At 69.4% G+C, this 16,937-nt stretch carries 21 protein-coding genes; 9 read left to right on the forward strand and 12 right to left on the reverse strand.

Features of this window, described 5'->3' with window-relative positions:
- Nucleotides 1-2: 2 nt before the first annotated feature.
- A complete protein-coding gene (locus tag K0817_RS18115) occupies nucleotides 3-185 on the forward strand; it encodes a hypothetical protein (RefSeq protein ID WP_219983075.1) in 183 nt (60 codons plus the stop codon).
- A gap of 107 nt (nucleotides 186-292) precedes the next feature.
- On the opposite strand, the gene K0817_RS18120 is transcribed toward K0817_RS18115, so the two are convergent.
- Complete coding sequence (locus K0817_RS18120; protein WP_219983076.1) at nucleotides 293-1,258, reverse strand: phosphoribosylaminoimidazolesuccinocarboxamide synthase; 966 nt, start codon at nucleotides 1,256-1,258, stop codon at nucleotides 293-295.
- Nucleotides 1,259-1,368: 110 nt separating this feature from the next.
- On the opposite strand from K0817_RS18120, the gene K0817_RS18125 reads away from it, so the two are divergent.
- The gene (locus K0817_RS18125) at nucleotides 1,369-1,527 is read left to right on the forward strand and encodes a hypothetical protein (RefSeq protein WP_219983077.1); all 159 of its coding nucleotides are present in this window, start codon (nucleotides 1,369-1,371) and stop codon (nucleotides 1,525-1,527) included.
- Between the two features lie 52 nt (nucleotides 1,528-1,579).
- Here the strand turns inward: K0817_RS18125 and K0817_RS18130 are convergent, their stop codons facing one another.
- From K0817_RS18130 to purD, 4 genes are all read right to left on the reverse strand, one after another.
- Entirely contained in the window at nucleotides 1,580-2,233 is a 654-nt protein-coding gene (locus K0817_RS18130; protein WP_219983078.1) for a response regulator transcription factor, read from the reverse strand.
- Entirely contained in the window at nucleotides 2,230-3,360 is a 1,131-nt protein-coding gene (locus K0817_RS18135) for a sensor histidine kinase (protein WP_219983079.1), read from the reverse strand. The genes K0817_RS18130 and K0817_RS18135 overlap by 4 nt, the downstream gene beginning before the upstream one ends.
- Entirely contained in the window at nucleotides 3,357-4,106 is a 750-nt protein-coding gene (locus K0817_RS18140; protein WP_219983080.1) for a DUF2306 domain-containing protein, read from the reverse strand. The genes K0817_RS18135 and K0817_RS18140 overlap by 4 nt, the downstream gene beginning before the upstream one ends.
- An 87-nt stretch (nucleotides 4,107-4,193) precedes the next feature.
- Nucleotides 4,194-5,468, reverse strand: a complete 1,275-nt coding sequence (purD, locus tag K0817_RS18145; protein ID WP_219983081.1) for a phosphoribosylamine--glycine ligase — start codon at nucleotides 5,466-5,468, stop codon at nucleotides 4,194-4,196.
- Between the two features lie 44 nt (nucleotides 5,469-5,512).
- On the opposite strand from purD, the gene K0817_RS18150 reads away from it, so the two are divergent.
- Nucleotides 5,513-5,881, forward strand: a complete 369-nt coding sequence (locus K0817_RS18150) for a sterol carrier family protein (RefSeq protein ID WP_219983082.1) — start codon at nucleotides 5,513-5,515, stop codon at nucleotides 5,879-5,881.
- 69 nt (nucleotides 5,882-5,950) lie between these two features.
- Nucleotides 5,951-6,304, forward strand: coding sequence for a potassium transporter Trk (locus K0817_RS18155; RefSeq protein ID WP_219983083.1), 354 nt, complete (start codon nucleotides 5,951-5,953; stop codon nucleotides 6,302-6,304).
- A 15-nt stretch (nucleotides 6,305-6,319) separates the two neighbouring features.
- Here the strand turns inward: K0817_RS18155 and K0817_RS18160 are convergent, their stop codons facing one another.
- Complete coding sequence (locus K0817_RS18160; protein ID WP_219983084.1) at nucleotides 6,320-6,931, reverse strand: zinc-binding alcohol dehydrogenase; 612 nt, start codon at nucleotides 6,929-6,931, stop codon at nucleotides 6,320-6,322.
- Between the two features lie 109 nt (nucleotides 6,932-7,040).
- On the opposite strand from K0817_RS18160, the gene purM reads away from it, so the two are divergent.
- Both purM and purF read left to right on the forward strand, forming a co-directional pair.
- The gene (purM, locus tag K0817_RS18165) at nucleotides 7,041-8,255 is read left to right on the forward strand and encodes a phosphoribosylformylglycinamidine cyclo-ligase (protein ID WP_308211916.1); all 1,215 of its coding nucleotides are present in this window, start codon (nucleotides 7,041-7,043) and stop codon (nucleotides 8,253-8,255) included.
- Between the two features lie 37 nt (nucleotides 8,256-8,292).
- Complete coding sequence (gene purF / locus K0817_RS18170; RefSeq protein WP_219983085.1) at nucleotides 8,293-9,753, forward strand: amidophosphoribosyltransferase; 1,461 nt, start codon at nucleotides 8,293-8,295, stop codon at nucleotides 9,751-9,753.
- A gap of 106 nt (nucleotides 9,754-9,859) precedes the next feature.
- Here the strand turns inward: purF and K0817_RS18175 are convergent, their stop codons facing one another.
- From K0817_RS18175 to K0817_RS18185, 3 genes are all read right to left on the reverse strand, one after another.
- Entirely contained in the window at nucleotides 9,860-10,237 is a 378-nt protein-coding gene (locus tag K0817_RS18175) for a YciI family protein (protein ID WP_219983086.1), read from the reverse strand.
- 168 nt (nucleotides 10,238-10,405) lie between these two features.
- Nucleotides 10,406-11,008, reverse strand: coding sequence for a TetR/AcrR family transcriptional regulator (locus K0817_RS18180; protein ID WP_219983087.1), 603 nt, complete (start codon nucleotides 11,006-11,008; stop codon nucleotides 10,406-10,408).
- A gap of 232 nt (nucleotides 11,009-11,240) precedes the next feature.
- Nucleotides 11,241-12,101: an alpha/beta fold hydrolase gene (locus K0817_RS18185; RefSeq protein ID WP_219983088.1), complete on the reverse strand. Its 861-nt coding sequence runs from the start codon at nucleotides 12,099-12,101 to the stop codon at nucleotides 11,241-11,243.
- Between the two features lie 131 nt (nucleotides 12,102-12,232).
- Between K0817_RS18185 and K0817_RS18190 the strand changes: the two genes are divergently transcribed.
- On the forward strand, nucleotides 12,233-13,486 hold the full coding sequence (locus K0817_RS18190; RefSeq protein ID WP_219983089.1) for a CynX/NimT family MFS transporter: 1,254 nt from the start codon (nucleotides 12,233-12,235) through the stop codon (nucleotides 13,484-13,486).
- 39 nt (nucleotides 13,487-13,525) lie between these two features.
- Here K0817_RS18190 and K0817_RS18195 read toward each other — a convergent pair whose 3' ends face one another.
- Nucleotides 13,526-13,720, reverse strand: coding sequence for a DUF3073 domain-containing protein (locus tag K0817_RS18195; RefSeq protein WP_019181519.1), 195 nt, complete (start codon nucleotides 13,718-13,720; stop codon nucleotides 13,526-13,528).
- A 192-nt stretch (nucleotides 13,721-13,912) separates the two neighbouring features.
- Between K0817_RS18195 and K0817_RS18200 the strand changes: the two genes are divergently transcribed.
- The gene (locus K0817_RS18200; RefSeq protein WP_219983090.1) at nucleotides 13,913-14,452 is read left to right on the forward strand and encodes a universal stress protein; all 540 of its coding nucleotides are present in this window, start codon (nucleotides 13,913-13,915) and stop codon (nucleotides 14,450-14,452) included.
- 63 nt (nucleotides 14,453-14,515) lie between these two features.
- Here the strand turns inward: K0817_RS18200 and K0817_RS18205 are convergent, their stop codons facing one another.
- Nucleotides 14,516-15,124: a PadR family transcriptional regulator gene (locus tag K0817_RS18205; protein ID WP_219983091.1), complete on the reverse strand. Its 609-nt coding sequence runs from the start codon at nucleotides 15,122-15,124 to the stop codon at nucleotides 14,516-14,518.
- Nucleotides 15,124-16,011: a DUF4097 family beta strand repeat-containing protein gene (locus K0817_RS18210; protein ID WP_219983092.1), complete on the reverse strand. Its 888-nt coding sequence runs from the start codon at nucleotides 16,009-16,011 to the stop codon at nucleotides 15,124-15,126. The genes K0817_RS18205 and K0817_RS18210 overlap by 1 nt, the downstream gene beginning before the upstream one ends.
- Nucleotides 16,012-16,154: 143 nt before the next feature.
- Between K0817_RS18210 and K0817_RS18215 the strand changes: the two genes are divergently transcribed.
- Nucleotides 16,155-16,934, forward strand: coding sequence for a MerR family transcriptional regulator (locus K0817_RS18215; protein WP_219983093.1), 780 nt, complete (start codon nucleotides 16,155-16,157; stop codon nucleotides 16,932-16,934).
- Nucleotides 16,935-16,937 lie beyond the last annotated feature (3 nt).

The following is a 16,937-nucleotide window of genomic DNA, read 5'->3' on the forward strand; positions in this document are numbered from 1 at the left end:
CGATGGGGGTCGCCTCCTTCGGCTGGTTCGCCTACCAGCCGCTGGCGAATGCGACCTTCACCCCTGGCGGCTCAGCGGTGGTCCTCTCGCGTGTCACCATCGTGGGCTGGGTCATCTTCACGCTTGGGATGCTCGCCCTGGCGCTTCTCGCCGGACGCATCGCGGGTCGCAGATCGCGCGAGTAGCTCACGACCGACGTCGTGCGTGCAGAGCGAGATGCGCGGGCGTTGAGCGATCGCCTCGACATGCGGCTCTGCAGCATGCCGAAGGGTGGCTTCCTCGCGCCCCCGCGTCAGGCGGAGGTCAGCAGGTCCAGCAGCTCGCGGTACCGCGCGGCGGTGCGCTCGACGACGCCCTGCGGCAGCGTCGGCGGCTCGCCCTTCTTGTCCCAGTTCGCGGCGAGCCAATCGCGCACGATCTGCTTGTCGAAGCTCGCCATGCGCTCCTCGGGCGTCGTGCCCGACGACCATGCCGCGGCATCCCAATACCGCGACGAATCGCTCGTGAGCACCTCGTCGGCCAGGGTCATGACGCCGTTCTCGTCGAGGCCGAACTCGAACTTGGTGTCGGCCAGGATCACGCCGCGGGCTTCGGCGGTGCGCGCCGCTCGCGCGTAGATCTCGAGCGAGAGGGCCCGCAGCTCTTCCGCGCGCTCGGCGCCCACCAGCTCGACGGTGCGCTCGAACGAGATGTTCTCGTCGTGCTCGCCCATCGGCGCCTTGAACGCGGGCGTGTAGATGGGCTCGGGAAGGCGGTCGCCGTTCGACAGGCCGGCGGGCAGCGGGATGCCGCAGACCGTGCCGTTCTCGCGGTACTCCGCCCACCCCGACCCGGTGAGATACCCGCGCACGACACACTCGATGGGCTGCATGTCGAGGCTCTTCACCACCATGGCGCGCCCAGTGACGGCATCCGGAATCAGGTTCTGCACGTCGTCGGCGGTGTTGGCCTCGCCATCAACTCCGAGGTTCAGCACGTGCGACGCGGCGAGATGGTTCGGGATGCCGCGCCCGCCGTCCGCGCCGGCGAGCCGATCGAACCACCACAGGCTGAGCGTGGTCAGCAGCACGCCTTTGCCCGGGATTCCGGGCTCCAGCACGTGGTCGAATGCGCTCACGCGGTCGCTCGCCACCACGAGCATGCGCTCAGGACGCGCGTCATCGGCCGTGTCGGCGGGGACGTACAGATCCCGCACCTTGCCCGAGTAGACATGGCGCCAGCCGGGCAGGTCGAGGGCAGTGGGGTTCGCGTCCGTCACCCGCCCATTATCCCGGAGGCGCGTGGGTGCAACCGTGCCCCCCTTTTGCGCGATCGCGACCGTCTGTCAACCCAGTGGAGCACGCAGTGCTGCTACGCCAGCATGGAGCCATGACCGCACTCGCAGTGACCCTGCTCATCATCGGAATCGTGCTTCTTCTGTTCGGCGTGCTCGTCGAAGCGGTGCAGTTCCTGCTGTGGATCGGCCTGGTGATCATCGTCATCGCCGTGATCGCCTGGCTGATGCGCTTCATCCGCCGCCAGACCTGACGACGCCGACTCGATCCGCCGGCGCTGACGCCGTGATCGGACGATCGCGGCGTCAGCGCCGAGCGCGACCTCGCTCGTGGGCCCAGATCGCGAGCTCGACGCGGTTTCGCGCCCCGATCTTGGACATGATGCTCGCCACGTGGGTTTTCACCGTGCCGAGCGAGATATGCAGTTCGTGGCCGATCTCGGTGTTGCCGAGACCCCGGGCCGCGGCGGCCAGCACCTGCTCCTCGCGGCCGGTGAGCGGGCTGGATGGCTGCGCGGGGCCTTCGCCGGCCGACCCGGCGAACGTCTCGATCAGCCGCACCGTCACGTTCGGGTCGATCAGCGCGTCGCCGCGCGCGGCGGACCGTACCGCCTCGCCGAGCAGCACGGGACCGGCGTCCTTGAGGAGGAAGCCGCGCGCGCCGGCCCGCAGGGCGCCGTACACGTACTCGTCCAGGTCGAACGTCGTGATCACGACGACCGGCAGCGGGTCGGCCACTCCTGGGCCGGCGAGCTCCCGCGTCACCTGCAGGCCGTCCATCTCGGGCATCCGGATGTCGACGAGGCAGACATCCGGGCGCATGCTTCGCGCGAGGCGTACGGCTGCGGCTCCGTCGGCGGCCTCAGCAACCACCTCGATGTCGGGCTGCAGGTCGAGGATCATCCGCAGGCCCGTTCGCACCAGATCCTGATCGTCCGCGATCAGCACGCGCACTGTCACGTCGCCCGCTCCCTGCGCGGCAGCCACGCCGCGACCAGCCAGCCGCCCCCTGGCGCCGGGCCCGCTTCCAGGGTGCCGCCGAGGAGCGCCGCACGTTCGCGCATGCCGACGATGCCGAAGCCGGGCGGGGCGGATGCAGCGCCCAGCCCGTCGTCGTGTGCGTCCAGCCGTACACCGTCCGCCTCGATACGCACCACCACGTCCACGCGGGTCGCATTCCGCGCATGACGCCGCGCGTTGGTGACCGCCTCCTGGGCGAGCCGGAACACCACTGCAGCGACCGGTGCCGGCACGGTCGCGGTGTCACCCGCGACGCGCACGGCGACGGCCGGACCGGAGCCGCCGGAGCGTTCGAGCCGGCGCAGCTCGGTGAACCCGGGCGTCGGAGCGAGTTCGGTCTCGCCGCCCGGCCGGCGCAGAACGCCCACCATCGCCCGCATCTCGAGCAGCGTGCGGGTCGCCTCGCTCTCGATCGCGCGCAGCGCCTCGGCTGCGGCATCCGGATCCACCGACGCCACCGCCGTGCCTGCCTGAGCCTGGACGGCGATGGCCGACACGTGGTGCGCGACGGTGTCGTGCAGATCGCGCGCGAGGTGTTCCCGCTCGCGCAGGCGCACATGGTCGAGTTCCCGAGCCCGGGATCCGGCCCGCCACCGGAACGCCAGAGCCAGCGCCGCCGTCGCGACCGCAACGGCGATCCCGCCGATGACGTCTCCGAGCGGAGGGGCGCCGGTCAGCGACACGAGGATGCCGCCGGCCACGAGCGCTCCACCGAGCACCATCGCGCGGCCCGAGCCCCAGCGGAAGACCGCATAGGGCAGGACGAGCAGGTACGCCGTGGCGAACAGCTGCGAGTCGCTGCCCGTGGCCACTCCCGCCGCGGCGCCGATGGCGAACGCGATCGCGATCATGGTGAGGGGGCGCACGCGCCGCCACAGCAGCGTCGGCAGGAGGGCGATCAGCACCGCCGCCCACACCCAGCGCCATGCCACGTCGGGGCGGACGGATGCCTCGACCAGGATCAGCGGTGCCAGCGCGCCGACGAGCGCCCAGTCGCGCCAGACCCGTCGCGGCGGGGCCGGTGAGGCCGGAGGCGCGTCCCAGAGCGCGCGGACCGGGCTCGTCATGCCCTCATGATAGGCGCGTGGCCGCGGGCCGGACGCCCGACGGCGCGACGCGAGCGGGGGCGCGCCCGCCGGCGGATGACGATCTCGGCGACCGTCAGATTGATGGCCCAGCCGAGCCCCATCAGCACCGAGTGCATCGCCTGGCCCGGCGCCCCGAAGGCCAGTGTCCAGGGCAGGAACGTGAACACCTGCGTCCCGGCCGCCAGGCCGATCGCGTAGGCACGCGTCATCCACGCACTGTGGGAGGACACATCGCCGCGCCGGATCGCGACGACGGCCACGACGATCGCCGCCGCCATCGCTGTGCTGAACACCAGTCGCATGACGATGAGTGCCGGACCGTTCATCGCCTCGGGTATCGCGTAGAAGATCGTCATCCACAGTCCCGACAGTGCAGAAATGAGACCGGCGGGTACGAGGATGCGCCCGGCGATGCGGTGCCAGCGCCGCCGCCGCAGGGACGGCGCGAACTGCAGCGCCCCCAGCACCAGGTACACGCTGGAGCCGACGATATGGAGGATCACCGGCACGGGGGAATCGAAGAAGCGGACGTTCTCCGGCGTGACGTCCGCGCCGACAGTCAGGCTGGTGACCCGCATCGCTCCCGCCAGGATCGGGACCAGGCTGAGAGCGATGAGGCCGGCGGGTGCGAGCCACTCCGCCCTGCGGCCGCGTCGGGGTCGTGCCGGGCTGTGAGGCCGGGTCAGGGGCGCGTTCGCGTCCGCCTCCGGGGATGTCTGAGCCATGTCTCCATGCTCGTGACCGATCGATTCCGGGGCTTCGGCCGGGCGGCCGGAATCGCATCATCCGATCGGATGAGTGTCGGCGGTGCCTCAGCGCTCCGCGACCACCCGCGCCGCGATGTCGGTGCGGTGCTGGCCGCCCTCCAGGCCGATCTCGCCCACTGCGCGGTATGCGCGATCACGTGCCTCGGCGAACGTCGTCCCGAGTGCGACCACACTGAGCACGCGGCCGCCCGTGGCGACGAGCCCGCCGTCGGTCTCGGCGGTGGCGGCATGCGCCAGGTGCACGCCGTCGACCGCATCCGCGGCGTGCAGTCCGGTCAGGGAACGGCCGGTCACCGGCGCCGCCGGGTAGCCCTCGCTCGCGAGCACCACCGTCACCGCGACGGCCTCGGCGAACGCCGGGCGCGGCCGATCCTCGAGATGACCGGATGCCGCGGCCAGCAGCAGCTCCGACAGCGGGTCGACCAGCCGCGGCAGCACGACCTGTGTCTCGGGGTCGCCGAAGCGCGCGTTGAACTCGATCACCTTGACCCCGGCATCGGTGAGGATGAGGCCGGCGTACAGCAGTCCGATGAAGGGCGTGCCCTCGGCATCCAGCTGCCGGATGACGGGCTCGGCGATCTCGCGGGTGACGAGCTCGACGAACTCGTCCTCGCCGCCGAACCGCTCCGAGAGCCACGGCAGCGGCGAGTACGCGCCCATGCCACCGGTGTTGGGTCCTTCATCGCCGTCGAGCAGGCGCTTGTAGTCCTGGGCGGGACTGAGGGGCACGACGTGGTCGCCGTCGCTCAAGAAGAACAGCGACACTTCTGGACCGGCGAGGAACTCCTCGACGAGCACCGAGCCGAGCGGCAGATAGGCCTCGGCGTGGGCGAGCGCCGCGTCGCGGTCGTCGGTGACGATGACGCCCTTGCCCGCTGCCAGTCCGTCCGCCTTCACGACGTGCGGGGCACCGAGTTCGTCGAACGCCGCCTCGACCTCTGCTCGGCTCGCGGCACGCACGGCCCGTCCGGTCGGTACACCGGCGGCATCCATGATCCGCTTGGCGAACGCCTTCGAACCCTCGAGCTGCGCCGCGGCCTTGCCGGGACCGAACACGGGGATGCCGCGTTCCCGCACGGCGTCGGCCACGCCCGCGACCAACGGGGCCTCCGGCCCGATCACGACGAGGTCGATGTGGTTCTCGTTCGCGAAACTCGTGACCGCCGCCGGGTCTTCGGCGTCGAGTGCGACCAGCTGCGCATGCTGCGCGATGCCGGCGTTTCCGGGGGCGGCGAAGATCTCGTGCTCCGCCTCCTCCGCACGCAGCGCGAGGATGATGGCGTGCTCACGCGCGCCCGAGCCGAGGACCAGGATCTTCACCCGGCCCAGCCTACCCAGCGTCACCCCGGGCGTACCGTGGGAGCGTGGCGCGCAAAATATCGACCGACGACGGCCGCTCGGCCCTGAGCGCGGTGCGTGCGGCGGCGGAGGCATCCGTCACCCCCGCCCGCACCGACAACGCGACCGCGGTGCGGTACCTGCTGCAGCTGCTGGCCGAGAAGGCGCCGGGCAACTCGGTCGAGGTGCGGGTGCCGCCGTTCGGCGCCGTGCAGGTCGTCGAGGGCCCACGCCACACCCGCGGCACCCCGCCGAATGTGGTCGAGACCGACCCGGCGACGTGGATCGCGCTCGCCACCGGCCAGGAGCAGTGGACGGATGCCGCGGCCGCCGGCCGCATCCACGCCTCCGGCACGCGCGCTGACATCTCGGACCTGCTTCCGCTGCGGCCCTGACAGTGCGCCGTGGGGAAGAAGCGCGGCATCGGCCTGACCGGAAGTCGCCCGGAGTGGGACAATGGAGCTATGCCCGAGCACAGCCAGGACCGCATCGAGACCGTCCGCGTGCGTCGCGCACCCAAGATCTCGGTCTTCCTGATCGCCGGCGGGGCACTGGGCCTGCTGGTCGCGATGATCCTGACGTTCGCGTTCAACGGCACGACCGACCCCAGTCCCAACACCGGCGTCGAGTACTCCCAGGGGCAGGTGTTCGGGTTCCTCGCCCTCATCTGCGTGCCGATCGGCATCGCGCTTGCCGGAGTCGCCGCGCTCATCCTCGACCGTCGCTCGCAGGGGCGCACCCGCGAGGTCACGGTCGACCACGAGACCGTGCACGTCGACCCCGAGCCCGGCACGAACGGCCACGGTTCCGGTCACTGACCCGCGCGAGAAGGTTCAGGCCAGCTCGGCGATGATCGGGTGGATCGCGGCGTCGAAGGCCGCGACATCCCCTCGCAGTCCATCGGTGACGGCGATCGTGAGCGACCCGATCCACCACACCCCGCGCTGGGTCAGCGGCAGCACCTGCACGTTCAGCTCGAACGAGTGGGCGCGCCGGCCGACCTGCCGCTCGTACTCGGCGATCGCGCTCGCGTAGGCCCGGTAGGCCGTGCCGGTGCCGTGCGTCGCGTCGCGCCGATACCGCGCGTTGGTCGATTGCGCGAAAGCCAGCGCCTCGGGCCCGAACGGCGCGACGGCGGAACGCAGCTGCTCCGACCCGCGTGAGGGGAGTGCCAGCAGCGTGCCGAAGCCGTCGATCAGGTCCAGCGGCACTTCGGCCGGGTGTGCCTGAGGCTCGACCGTCATCGCCCAGTACTCGCGCCATTGGCGCTCGAGCAGTGCCTGAGCCTCTTCGTCCCGGTCGTTCGCGCGCGGCGGGATCCCTCGCAGATGGGGGAGTTCATCAGGAGACCGGATGCCGAGAACCTGGCGCAGATAGAGCGCCAGAAGCACAGGCTGACCGGCGTCTTCGCGGATCAGCCACTCCGGAGCCCCAGCGCTGCCCATGCCTCTCATTCTAGGCGCGGGCTCTCCGCCCCCGGGGCGGATGCCTCCTGCCTCGCACGGCGCCGACTCGCGGCATCCGGCCCGGCATGCCGCCGGTAGGCTGGTAGCCGTGGCCTCCTCCGAACGCGACGCCCCTTCCCGCCCTGAGCCGGTGAACCCGTACACCGCCGCCGGCGTCGACACGGCTGCGGGCGACCTCGCCGTCGAGCTGATGAAATCGGCTGTCCGGCGCACGCACGGTCCCGAGGTGCTCGGCGGCGTCGGCGGCTTCGCAGGACTCTTCGATGCGACGGCGTTCAAGGCCTACGACAAGCCGCTGCTCGCGACCAGCACCGACGGCGTAGGCACGAAGGTCGCGATCGCGCAGGCCATCGACAAGCACGACACGATCGGGCTCGACCTGGTCGGCATGGTCGTCGACGACATCGTCGTGGTGGGGGCCAAGCCGCTCTTCATGACCGATTACATCGCGTGCGGCAAGGTCTTCCCCGAGCGCATCGCCGACATCGTCCGCGGCATCGCGGCCGGCTGCGCCGAGACCGGCACGGCACTGGTGGGCGGCGAGACCGCCGAGCACCCGGGCCTGCTCGGACCGAACGACTACGACGTGGCGGGCGCCGCCACCGGCATCGTCGAGGCGTCGCGCGTGCTCGGCGCGGAGCGCGTCCAGGAGGGCGACGTCGTGCTGGCCCTGGCCAGTTCGGGCCTGCACTCCAACGGCTACTCGCTCGTTCGCCACATCGTCGCGGGCGCCGGCATCCAGTACGGCGACCGCGCCGCCGACCTCGGCACGCACGGCGCGACGTGGGGCGAGGCGCTGCTGGAGCCCACCCGACTGTACACACAGCCGCTGCTGCGACTGCTCGCCGACCACGGCGACCGCGTGCACGCCCTCAGTCACGTCACCGGCGGCGGCATCGCGGCGAACCTGGCACGGGTGCTCCCACAGGGCACGTGGGTCGAGGTCGACCGGTCGACGTGGTCACCGCCGCCCGTCTTCCGCGTGCTCGCCGATCTCGGCGATCTCGACCTGGAATCGACCGAGGGCACGTGGAACCTCGGCATCGGGTTCCTCGCGGTCGTGGCGGCCGAGAAGGCGGATGCCGCGGCATCCGCTCTCTCTCACGAAGGCATCGCCACGTGGCAGGTGGGCGTGGTGCACACCGACCCCCGGCCCGACGGCGCATTCGAGTCCCCACGTCCTCTCGACTCGGCGCTGGCGCGCCGTGCCGAGCCTCGGGACGCGTGGGCCCAAGGCGCCAAGGGCGTCGACGGCGGCGCGGTGCGCCTGGTCGGCGCCTATGCGAGCGACGCGGCTCACTGACCGCGGTTTCACACCTCAAACGAAGCAGGCAACACCCATGTGCGGAATCGTCGGGATGGTCGGGCGAGGCCCCGTCAACCAGGAGATCTACGACTCCCTCCTCCTGCTGCAGCACCGAGGTCAGGATTCCACCGGCATCTCGACTGCCGAGCGCAGCGGCACCGTGCACATGCACAAGACCCGCGGTCAGGTTCGCGAGTCGTTCCGCACCCGCGACATGCGCGGACTGCTCGGCGAGATCGGGCTCGGCCACGTGCGCTATGCGACCAAGGGCACCGCCTCGAACGAGGAGGAGGCGCAGCCGTTCTACGTGAACGCGCCCTACGGGATCGTGCTGGTCCACAACGGCAACCTCACCAATACGCGGGAGCTCAGCGCCGAGCTCTTCCACAAGGACCGCCGTCACCTCAACACCAGCTCCGACACGGAGCTGCTGGTCAATGTGCTGGCGCACGAGCTGCAGGAGTCCATCTCGGGTCTCGAGCTCGACCCGGAGCAGGTCTTCCAGGCCGTCACCCGCGTGCACGAGCGCGTCGAGGGCTCGTACGCGACGATCGCCTTGATCGCCGGCTACGGTCTGCTGGCGTTCCGCGATCCCTACGGCATCCGTCCTCTGATTCTGGGAACGCGCAAGCACGACGACGGCCACTACGAATGGGTCGTCACGAGCGAATCGCTCGTGCTCGAGAACGGCGAGTTCGAGATCGTGCGCGATGTCGACCCCGGCGAGGCGGTCTTCATCGACCTCGAGGGGCACCTGCACACCCGCCAGTGCGCGACCGATCCCCGGCTCGTGCCGTGCTCGTTCGAGTACGTGTACCTTGCGCGGCCCGACTCGGTCATGAACGGGATCGCGGTGTACGAGGCGCGCCTGCGCATGGGCGAGCGCCTGGCCGACACGATCGCCAGGTACACGCCGCGCGAGGCGATCGACGTGGTCATGCCGATCCCGGATTCATCGCGCCCGGCGGCGATGCAGGTCGCCCGCAAACTCGGCGTCGAGTACCGCGAGGGGTTCTACAAGAACCGGTATGTCGGCCGCACGTTCATCATGCCGGGCCAGGCGGTGCGCAAGAAGAGCGTGCGCCAGAAGCTCAACGCGATGTCGAGCGAGTTCAAGGGCAAGAACGTGCTGCTCATCGATGACTCGATCGTGCGCGGCACGACGTCGAAAGAGATCATCCAGATGGCGCGGGATGCCGGAGCCAAGAGCGTCACCTTCGCCTCGGCCGCTCCGCCCGTGCGCTATCCCCACGTCTACGGCATCAACATGCCCTCACGCCAGGAGCTCGTCGCGCATGGCCGCACGATCCCCGAGATCGCCGAGGAGCTGGGCGCCGACTTCGTCGTGTACCAGGAGGTCGAAGACCTCAAAGCGGCGATCCTCGAGGGCTCCGACGTCGAGGATCTCGACATGAGCTGCTTCGACGGCCGCTACATCACCGGCACGGTCACCGACGAGTACCTCGCATGGGTGGAGGGCTCGCAGGAGAGTTGATGCGGGTCAGGATCGAGTAGCGAGCGTATCGAGATCTCGCAGCAATGGGGCCGAGGCGATGCCCCGGCCCCGTACACCCGCTTCCAGCGGTGCGGCTGCTGATGCGCTACCCCTCCGGCACCTCCTGGACGGCCCGCACCTCGATGCGGCCCTGGAGCGCCGTCGCGGCTTTCGTCGTCCATTCCACGGCGGCCGCCTCGTCAGCGGCCTCGATGATCCAGAACCCGCCGACGTAGGACGGCGCCTCGACGAACGGCTCGTCGAGCACCCGGGTCTGACCCGAGGTCACGTCGACGGTCTTCGCGGTGGACGGCGGGTTGAGCCCTGCCGCGAAGACGAACGCCCCGGCGTCCTTGAGGGCGGTGTTGAACTCTTCGACGGCGGCCATGACCGCCGCGAGTTCAGCAGGATCGAACTCCTGCATCGATTCCATGGTCGGCTCGCTCGCGGAGTCGTGGGGCACGGTCAGGAAGTACTGCGTCATGACGGATCCTCTCCTCGTGGGGCGGCTGCGGTGTCGCCCTCACCATTGCGTCGAACGAGTGCGCCCGGAATCGACATCGGGTCGGAATCTCGTGCCCGGGGCACCACTGGATCGCGCTGCGCGTGAACGTCACGGCCGGCCGCGCCGCTGTCCGCGCACCGAACGCGGTCAGCGGGGCAGAAGAGCCCGGACCTGGTGCCGGATGTCCGCGAGGAGGTCCTCGACCGAGAGGCCGACGTTCACCGTGGTCGCCATGGTGACGAACATGATGGCCGAAACGACGCGCGCGAGCGTGGCCGCGTCGTCCGGGTCGGTGCGATCGTCGCGCTGCAGGACCGTCGCCACTGCTTCTTCGGTCTGGACCGTGAGAGCGAGGGCGTCACGATGGTGGGGCTCTTCGGGGTCGCCGAACACGATCTCGCGCAGGTAGGTGCGCCCGTTCTCGATCTGCTTCCGGTTGCATTCCACGACCGGGCGTACCACCGCCATGACGGCGTCGAGCGGATCCGAGATGCCCTCGGCGGCGGCCCTTCCTTCGATGAGCGCGTCGAAGTAGCTCGAGTTCTGCACGAGCAGGAGAAGCTCGCCCTTGTTCTTGGCGTAGAGGAACAGCGTGCCGGTGCCGATGTCGGCCCTGTCGGCGACCTGCTGCGTCGTGACCTCATCGACGCCGTGCTCTTCGAAAAGCTCACGGGCCGCGGCTGTAATGCGCTCGAGCTTCTCCCGCTTGTTCCGCTCGCGTCGTCCGACCGGCTGAGGGGCGAGCGCCATGGCTGGACCTCCGGGAGATATCTTGACCAGACTCAGTTGTGATTAAACCCCGAACCGCGTGGGCTCGAATGTGCGTCGGTTCATTATCCATGATGATCGCGCCGTCCGGTGCGATCACCCGACCAGGCTCTTGCGCGGCGCGAGCAAGGTCTACGCGACTGCCCGAACCGCCCGCTCCCTGTGCGGGATGGACGTGGTCATGTGCTCGTCCTCTCGATGACTCGAGCGCCGATCAGCGCGCCAGGAATTCCACCGCGACGGGAGCGAACTCGCTGTGGAACTGGAAGATGCCGCCGTGCCCGGAGTCGGGATAGATGACCAGCTCGGAGCCCGGGATGCGGCGGTGCATGTCGTGTGAAAGAACCGAGGGCACCATCCGGTCGTTGTCGCCGTTGGCGATGAGGGTGGGCTGCGTCAGCTTCGACAGGTCGGCGGGCGCTGAGCGGCCCCACTTCTTGATCGCCTTCAATTGAGTCTGGAAGCCCTTCATCTTCATCGGGGCATCGCGATCGACGGTGCGCTCCTGGAGGCGCTTGATGAATGCTCTCGCCGCGGATTTGCCGGTGGTGTTTCGGTTGAAGAAGAGGAACTCCTTCGGGTCGGACCGGGTCAGGTTCGCCCGCAGGATGTCGAGGTAGGTGACCCCGGGGAGCTTGTCGATGTCCTGGCCGCCTGCGGGGCCGGTGCCGGTGAGCACCAGCTTGCGGACGAGCTCGGGATGCTTGACCACGAGCGCCTGGGCAACGAAGCCGCCCAACGAGAACGAGAAGATGTCGATCTCGTCGAAGCCCAAGGCCTTGATGAAGGTGTAGGCGTCATCGGCCATCGCCTCGACGGAGTCGGGCACCTCGCCGGTGGACGCGCCGACGCCGCGGTTGTCGAAGGTGATGACGTGATGATCCTTCGCGATCGCGTCGACGATGCGGGGGTCCCAGTTGTCCAGTGTCGCGGCGAGGTGCACGAAGAAGACGACGGGGACGCCGCCCTTCGGTCCCAGTTCGCGGTAGGCGAAGCTGACGCCGCCGGCAGAGACGGCGCGGGTCGGTGCCTTCGCGTAAGAGGTGATGAGGGGCTGGCTGCTGGTCGTGCTCATGGCGTGATTTCCTCTTGTCATCGATCGCTTGTAGATCCGAGCTGACTCAATAATGACTTAACTCAGTAAGAATCTCAAGCCGGTGCCCATACGGGTGCGGGGGAGCATCGGCCGCGTCCTAGGCTTGCGGAGTGAGTTCCGCGTTCTCTCCTGCCCGCCCGCTCTGGCAGGGACGGACCCTCGCCCTCGTCGGCATCGTGCTGTTCGCCTTCTCGCTGCGATCTGCCGTCGCCTCGCTGTCGCCGCTCTTCGATCACATCGCAGCGGACTTCGACTTGCCGGCGGCGGTCATCGGACTCATCGGCACAGCTCCGCCGGTCTGCTACGCCGTGTTCGGTCTGCTCACTCCCGGCCTCGAGCGGCGCTTCGGGCTGGAGCGGCTCGCCGTGGCGGCGATGGTCGTCGTAGCCGTCGGCCTCGTAGCGCGCAGCCTCGCCCCGAACTCCGGCCTGCTGCTGGCGGGCACCGCACTCATCTTCGCCGCCGTCGGCGTCGGCAACATCCTCACGCCGCCACTGGTCAAGCGGTACTTCCCGGATCGCGTCGGCCTCATGACCACCGTCTTCTCGACGACGATGGCCGTCGCGACCTTCGTGCCCCCGCTGATCGCCGTCCCCTTGGCGGATGCCTCGACGTGGCACCTCTCGCTGGGACTGTGGGCGGTCTTCGCCGTGGCCGCGGCCGTCCCCTGGATTGGCCTTGCGGTGCGTCGCGCCTCGTTCGACCGGTCGGAGGCCGAGGCGAAGGGCGACGACATCGAGGCGGCGAGCCCTCAGGTACTCGGGCGCATGTGGCGGCTGCCGCTGGCGTGGGCGCTCCTGGTGGGCTTCGCGGTGTCGAGCACCCTCGCCTACACGTCGTTCGCGTGGCTGCCGAAGCTGCTGGTCGACGTCGCCGGGGTCACGCCCGCCGTCGCCGGTGTGCTGCTGGCGCTGTTCGGCTTCATGGGCCTGCCGGCATCCCTCGCGGTGCCGCTACTGGTGACCCGCGGCAATGCGACGCGGGTGCTCTTCGGCGTCGCAGTGGTGGCCGGACTGGTGGGCATCGCCGGGCTGTTGCTCGCGCCGGCGTTGGCCCCGTGGCTGTGGATCGTGCTGTTCGGCGCGGCGCCGCTGCTGTTCCCGTTGATCCTGGTGCTGCTCGGCCTCCGCACCCGCACGCACGAGGGCGCCGTCGCGCTGAGCGGGTTCGTCCAGAGCGGCGGCTACGCCATCGCCGCGCTGTTCCCGGTGGGCATCGGGCTGCTCCATGACGCGACCGGATCCTGGACGGGGCCGCTCATCGTGCTCGCCTGCGTGGTGGCGGCGGCGATCCCGGCCGGCGTCGTCGCGGCGCGGCCGCACACGGTCGAGGACGAGTGGGAGAGTCGCCACGGTGCCTGGTGAGGCATCCGTCCCCTCACCAACGACGGATCGCTGCTCGAGCTACGCCTGCGACGAGACGGCCGAGGTCTCGTCTTCGTCCTCGTCCTTGTACTCGTCAGCCCACTTGTCGACGTACGCGTCGTCGCTGGGATGACCGAGCTCGCGCTCGAGCGCCGAGTAGTTCACGTTGTACGTGTCGTACTTCAGCTCACGGGCGATCTTGGTGTGCTTCGCCTTCTGACGGCCACGCCCCATGCGAGACCCCCTCATATCTGAGTCGCGGGATGTGTGCGGGCATTCAGCCGCCGCAAACCCGGGCATTCACGAATCCGGCTTCAAACCGGTAAGAGTAGCATTCAGAATAACACGGAGCCGCGCACCCCGGCGGCCCCGGGGGGTGCGTCACGGGACCCCGAAGGGCGAGACCCGAGAAGGAAGTGCGGACATATGACCGACGAGGCATCCGAGACGGCGAACGACACGACGGCGAACGAGGACCTGCACGGCGCGGTCATCGCGGGTGTCATTCCCGACCAGCCGCCGCGCGTGATCAAGGAGGCGGCTCGCTACGCGAAGCTGTTCCACGCTCCGCTGGTGATCGTGCATGTCGACGTGACGCGATTCGTCACCTACGAGGACCCCGACGGGTATGTGCACTCCGCGCCGATCGATCTCAATATCGCGGCGGGCGAAGGCGACCTGTCGAAGGTGCAGGATGCTGCGGCCTCCGTTTTGAGCGAGTCCGCGATTGAGTGGACCGTTCGCCAGCTCGTGGGTGATCCCGCGATGGCGATCAAGCACTTCGCCGACCAGATCGATGCCCGCCTGCTCGTGGTCGGCACACGCAAGCGGGGAATCGGTGAATCGATCCGGGAATTCTTCACCGGCTCGGTCGGCGCTCGGCTCGCCCACCGCCAGCAGCGCCCGATCCTCGTCGTGCCGCTCGGCGAGCCGGTCGCCGACGACGAGGACATCTGGCCCGACTGACCCGCACTCGCGTCGCCCCTCCCGCCGCGGGCGAGGCGGGAGAGGGGCGACGGGTGTCGCGGCTCAGGGGCGCAGCGCGCGGGTGATGTCGCGGGCGACGCGGTCGAGGTCCGACGACAGCTCGTCGACGAGGGAAGCGGCGAGGTCGCCGCCTCTAGCGACGTGAGTGCGCAGGTCGCTGCGCACTCGCGCACGGAACTCGTTCACGGCGGCGTCGGCCCGCTGCAGCTGTTCGCGGGCCAGGACCCGCGGGTCGTCGTCGCGGGACGGCCGCGGCGCGTGAGCGCGCTCGTCCGTGGTCGCGGCGGCCAGGTCCGCGCGGAGGCTCTTCATCGCTTCGCGCACGCTTCCGCGCACTTCGTCGGCGATGAGGCGAACGGAGTCGGCGAGGCCGGCCTCGATGCCCTCGAGCTCTCCAGAACGGGACTCGACTTCGGCGTGACCGGCTTCGGTGATGGCATAGACGGTCTTGCGGCCGTCGACGGACTTGGACACGAGGCCCTCCTCCTCCAGCTTCGACAGGCGCGGATAGATCGTGCCGGCGCTGGGGGTGTAGGTGCCGCCGGTGCGATCCGACAGCGCCTGCATGATGTCGTACCCGTGCCGTGGGCCCTCATCGAGCAGATTCAGCAGATACAGGCGCAGGTCGCCGTGAGAGAAGACCGGGGTCATCACCATTCCTCCTCATCCACGCCGGCCGCCGCGTCCGCGTCAGCCGGAGGCGGCGTGGGGACCGCGGCTTGCGCCGCGCGGCGCAGCACCGTCACATCAGCCGACACGGTGTTGACCCGCACGTCGGCGAAATTGCCGCTGAGCTCACCGGCCGCACCGGCGAAGTTCGTCGTCGGGCCGGCACCGCGGCCCGACCGCACTTCGCCGTCGACCTGGACCCGGCCGCTCACGCTGCGGATCACGTAGTTCGCCGGGTAGCCGTCGTCCAGGCGGACGGTGGCGTTGCCGCTCACGGTGTTGAGGTTGACGCTGCTCGTGTCTCCGGCGGAGTCCACGAGCATGGCGCCTGACACGGTGTCGATGGACGCCCTGCTCAGAGCGCCGGTGGCGGCGATGTCACCCGACACGCTGTTCGCGCTCAGTGACCCTTCGAGGCCCCGCACCTGCACGTCGCCCGACACGGCGTTGACCCGGAGGTCGCCGGTGAGGCCGTCCACGATGATGTCGCCCGAGACGGTGTTGAGCGAGGTGTCGCTGCGCAATCCCGACACGAGCGCGCTCGCGCTGACCACACCCAGATTGAGGGCGACGGCGCGGGGCACCGCCACGCTGATCTCGGCGCGCGGTCCGCCGGCGCCGAAGTTGCGGAACACCTCGAGGAAGTTGTCCCAGCGCAGTTGAGGATGGTCGATCTCGAGCAGATCGCCGTTCATCTCGATGCGCAGGTCCTTGACAGTGACGCTGTGCACTTCGATGCGGGCGCCGGGTTCATCGTGGGCGATGACGTCGATCTGGCCGGCGACAAGGCCGACTTTGAGGGAGCGCACGTTCTCGATGTCGATCACGCGCGTCTCTCCGGGATGGATGATCCACTTCTCCAGAGTCATGCTGCTACTCCTATCGTTTCTGAATTCGGCGGGATGCGATATATCGCGTGAGGGTGAGTCTAACACGATATATCGCGAGACGGAGAGGATGGATCGGCTTCCCATTTGACATTGACGCAGCGTCAACCTCTAGCGTGAAGCGCATGGAAGAGAACGAGTGGTCGATCCAGCAGATCGCCAAGCTCGCCGGAACGACGAGCCGCACCCTGCGGCACTACGACGACATCGGCCTGCTTCGGCCGTCCAGCATCGGCCACAACGGCTACCGCTACTACGACCAGGCCGCGCTCGTGCGCCTGCAACGCATCCTGCTGCTGCGCGAACTCGGGCTCGGTCTGCCGCAGATCACGGACGTGCTCCAGCGCGAGGCATCCGAAGAACACGCCCTGCAGAGCCACCTCGCGTGGCTGCGGCAGGAGCAGGACCGGCTGGCGCGACAGATCGCGTCGGTCGAAACCACGATCACTGCACTGAGAGGAGGTGAACGATTGATGGCAGAGAACATGTTCGACGGCTTCGACCACACCCAGTACAAGGCGGAGGTCGAGGGGCGCTGGGGCAAGAAGGCTTACGCAGACAGCGACCGCTGGTGGCGCTCGATGAGCGCCGATGAGAAGGCCGCATGGCAGCAGCGGGTATCCGACCTCGGCCGCGACTGGATCGCGGCAGCCGAGGCGGGCATCGCCCCCGACAGTGACGAGGCGCAGGCCCTGGCCGAGCGTCACGTGGACTGGCTGACCGGCGTGCCCGGCACGCCCGCCGCGGTCCCGGGCGGAGACGTCAAGGGCTACGTCATCGGTCTCGGCGAGATGTACGTGGCCGACGAGCGTTTCGGCGCGAATTACGCGACGAGCGACGGCGGCACCGCCGGTGCCGAGTTCGTACGTGACGCGCTCCGCGTCTACGCAGAGGCGAACCTCTAGCCC

This window comes from Microbacterium sp. HD4P20, assembly GCF_019449275.2.
In the GTDB taxonomy this organism is placed as follows: Bacteria; Actinomycetota; Actinomycetes; order Actinomycetales; family Microbacteriaceae; genus Microbacterium.

What these genes read in the sequence shown, in the direction of transcription:
- K0817_RS18115 (WP_219983075.1), top strand. Translation starts at nt 3, where the DNA reads ATGGGGGTCGCCTCCTTCGGCTGGTTCGCCTACCAGCCGCTGGCGAAT.
- K0817_RS18125 (WP_219983077.1), top strand. Translation starts at nt 1,369, where the DNA reads ATGACCGCACTCGCAGTGACCCTGCTCATCATCGGAATCGTGCTTCTT.
- K0817_RS18135 (WP_219983079.1), bottom strand. Translation starts at nt 3,360, where the DNA reads ATGACGAGCCCGGTCCGCGCGCTCTGGGACGCGCCTCCGGCCTCACCG.
- K0817_RS18140 (WP_219983080.1), bottom strand. Translation starts at nt 4,106, where the DNA reads ATGGCTCAGACATCCCCGGAGGCGGACGCGAACGCGCCCCTGACCCGG.
- K0817_RS18155 (WP_219983083.1), top strand. Translation starts at nt 5,951, where the DNA reads ATGCCCGAGCACAGCCAGGACCGCATCGAGACCGTCCGCGTGCGTCGC.
- K0817_RS18160 (WP_219983084.1), bottom strand. Translation starts at nt 6,931, where the DNA reads ATGGGCAGCGCTGGGGCTCCGGAGTGGCTGATCCGCGAAGACGCCGGT.
- purF (WP_219983085.1), top strand. Translation starts at nt 8,293, where the DNA reads ATGTGCGGAATCGTCGGGATGGTCGGGCGAGGCCCCGTCAACCAGGAG.
- K0817_RS18175 (WP_219983086.1), bottom strand. Translation starts at nt 10,237, where the DNA reads ATGACGCAGTACTTCCTGACCGTGCCCCACGACTCCGCGAGCGAGCCG.
- K0817_RS18180 (WP_219983087.1), bottom strand. Translation starts at nt 11,008, where the DNA reads ATGGCGCTCGCCCCTCAGCCGGTCGGACGACGCGAGCGGAACAAGCGG.
- K0817_RS18185 (WP_219983088.1), bottom strand. Translation starts at nt 12,101, where the DNA reads ATGAGCACGACCAGCAGCCAGCCCCTCATCACCTCTTACGCGAAGGCA.
- K0817_RS18195 (WP_019181519.1), bottom strand. Translation starts at nt 13,720, where the DNA reads ATGGGGCGTGGCCGTCAGAAGGCGAAGCACACCAAGATCGCCCGTGAG.
- K0817_RS18200 (WP_219983090.1), top strand. Translation starts at nt 13,913, where the DNA reads ATGACCGACGAGGCATCCGAGACGGCGAACGACACGACGGCGAACGAG.
- K0817_RS18205 (WP_219983091.1), bottom strand. Translation starts at nt 15,124, where the DNA reads ATGACCCCGGTCTTCTCTCACGGCGACCTGCGCCTGTATCTGCTGAAT.
- K0817_RS18210 (WP_219983092.1), bottom strand. Translation starts at nt 16,011, where the DNA reads ATGACTCTGGAGAAGTGGATCATCCATCCCGGAGAGACGCGCGTGATC.
- K0817_RS18215 (WP_219983093.1), top strand. Translation starts at nt 16,155, where the DNA reads ATGGAAGAGAACGAGTGGTCGATCCAGCAGATCGCCAAGCTCGCCGGA.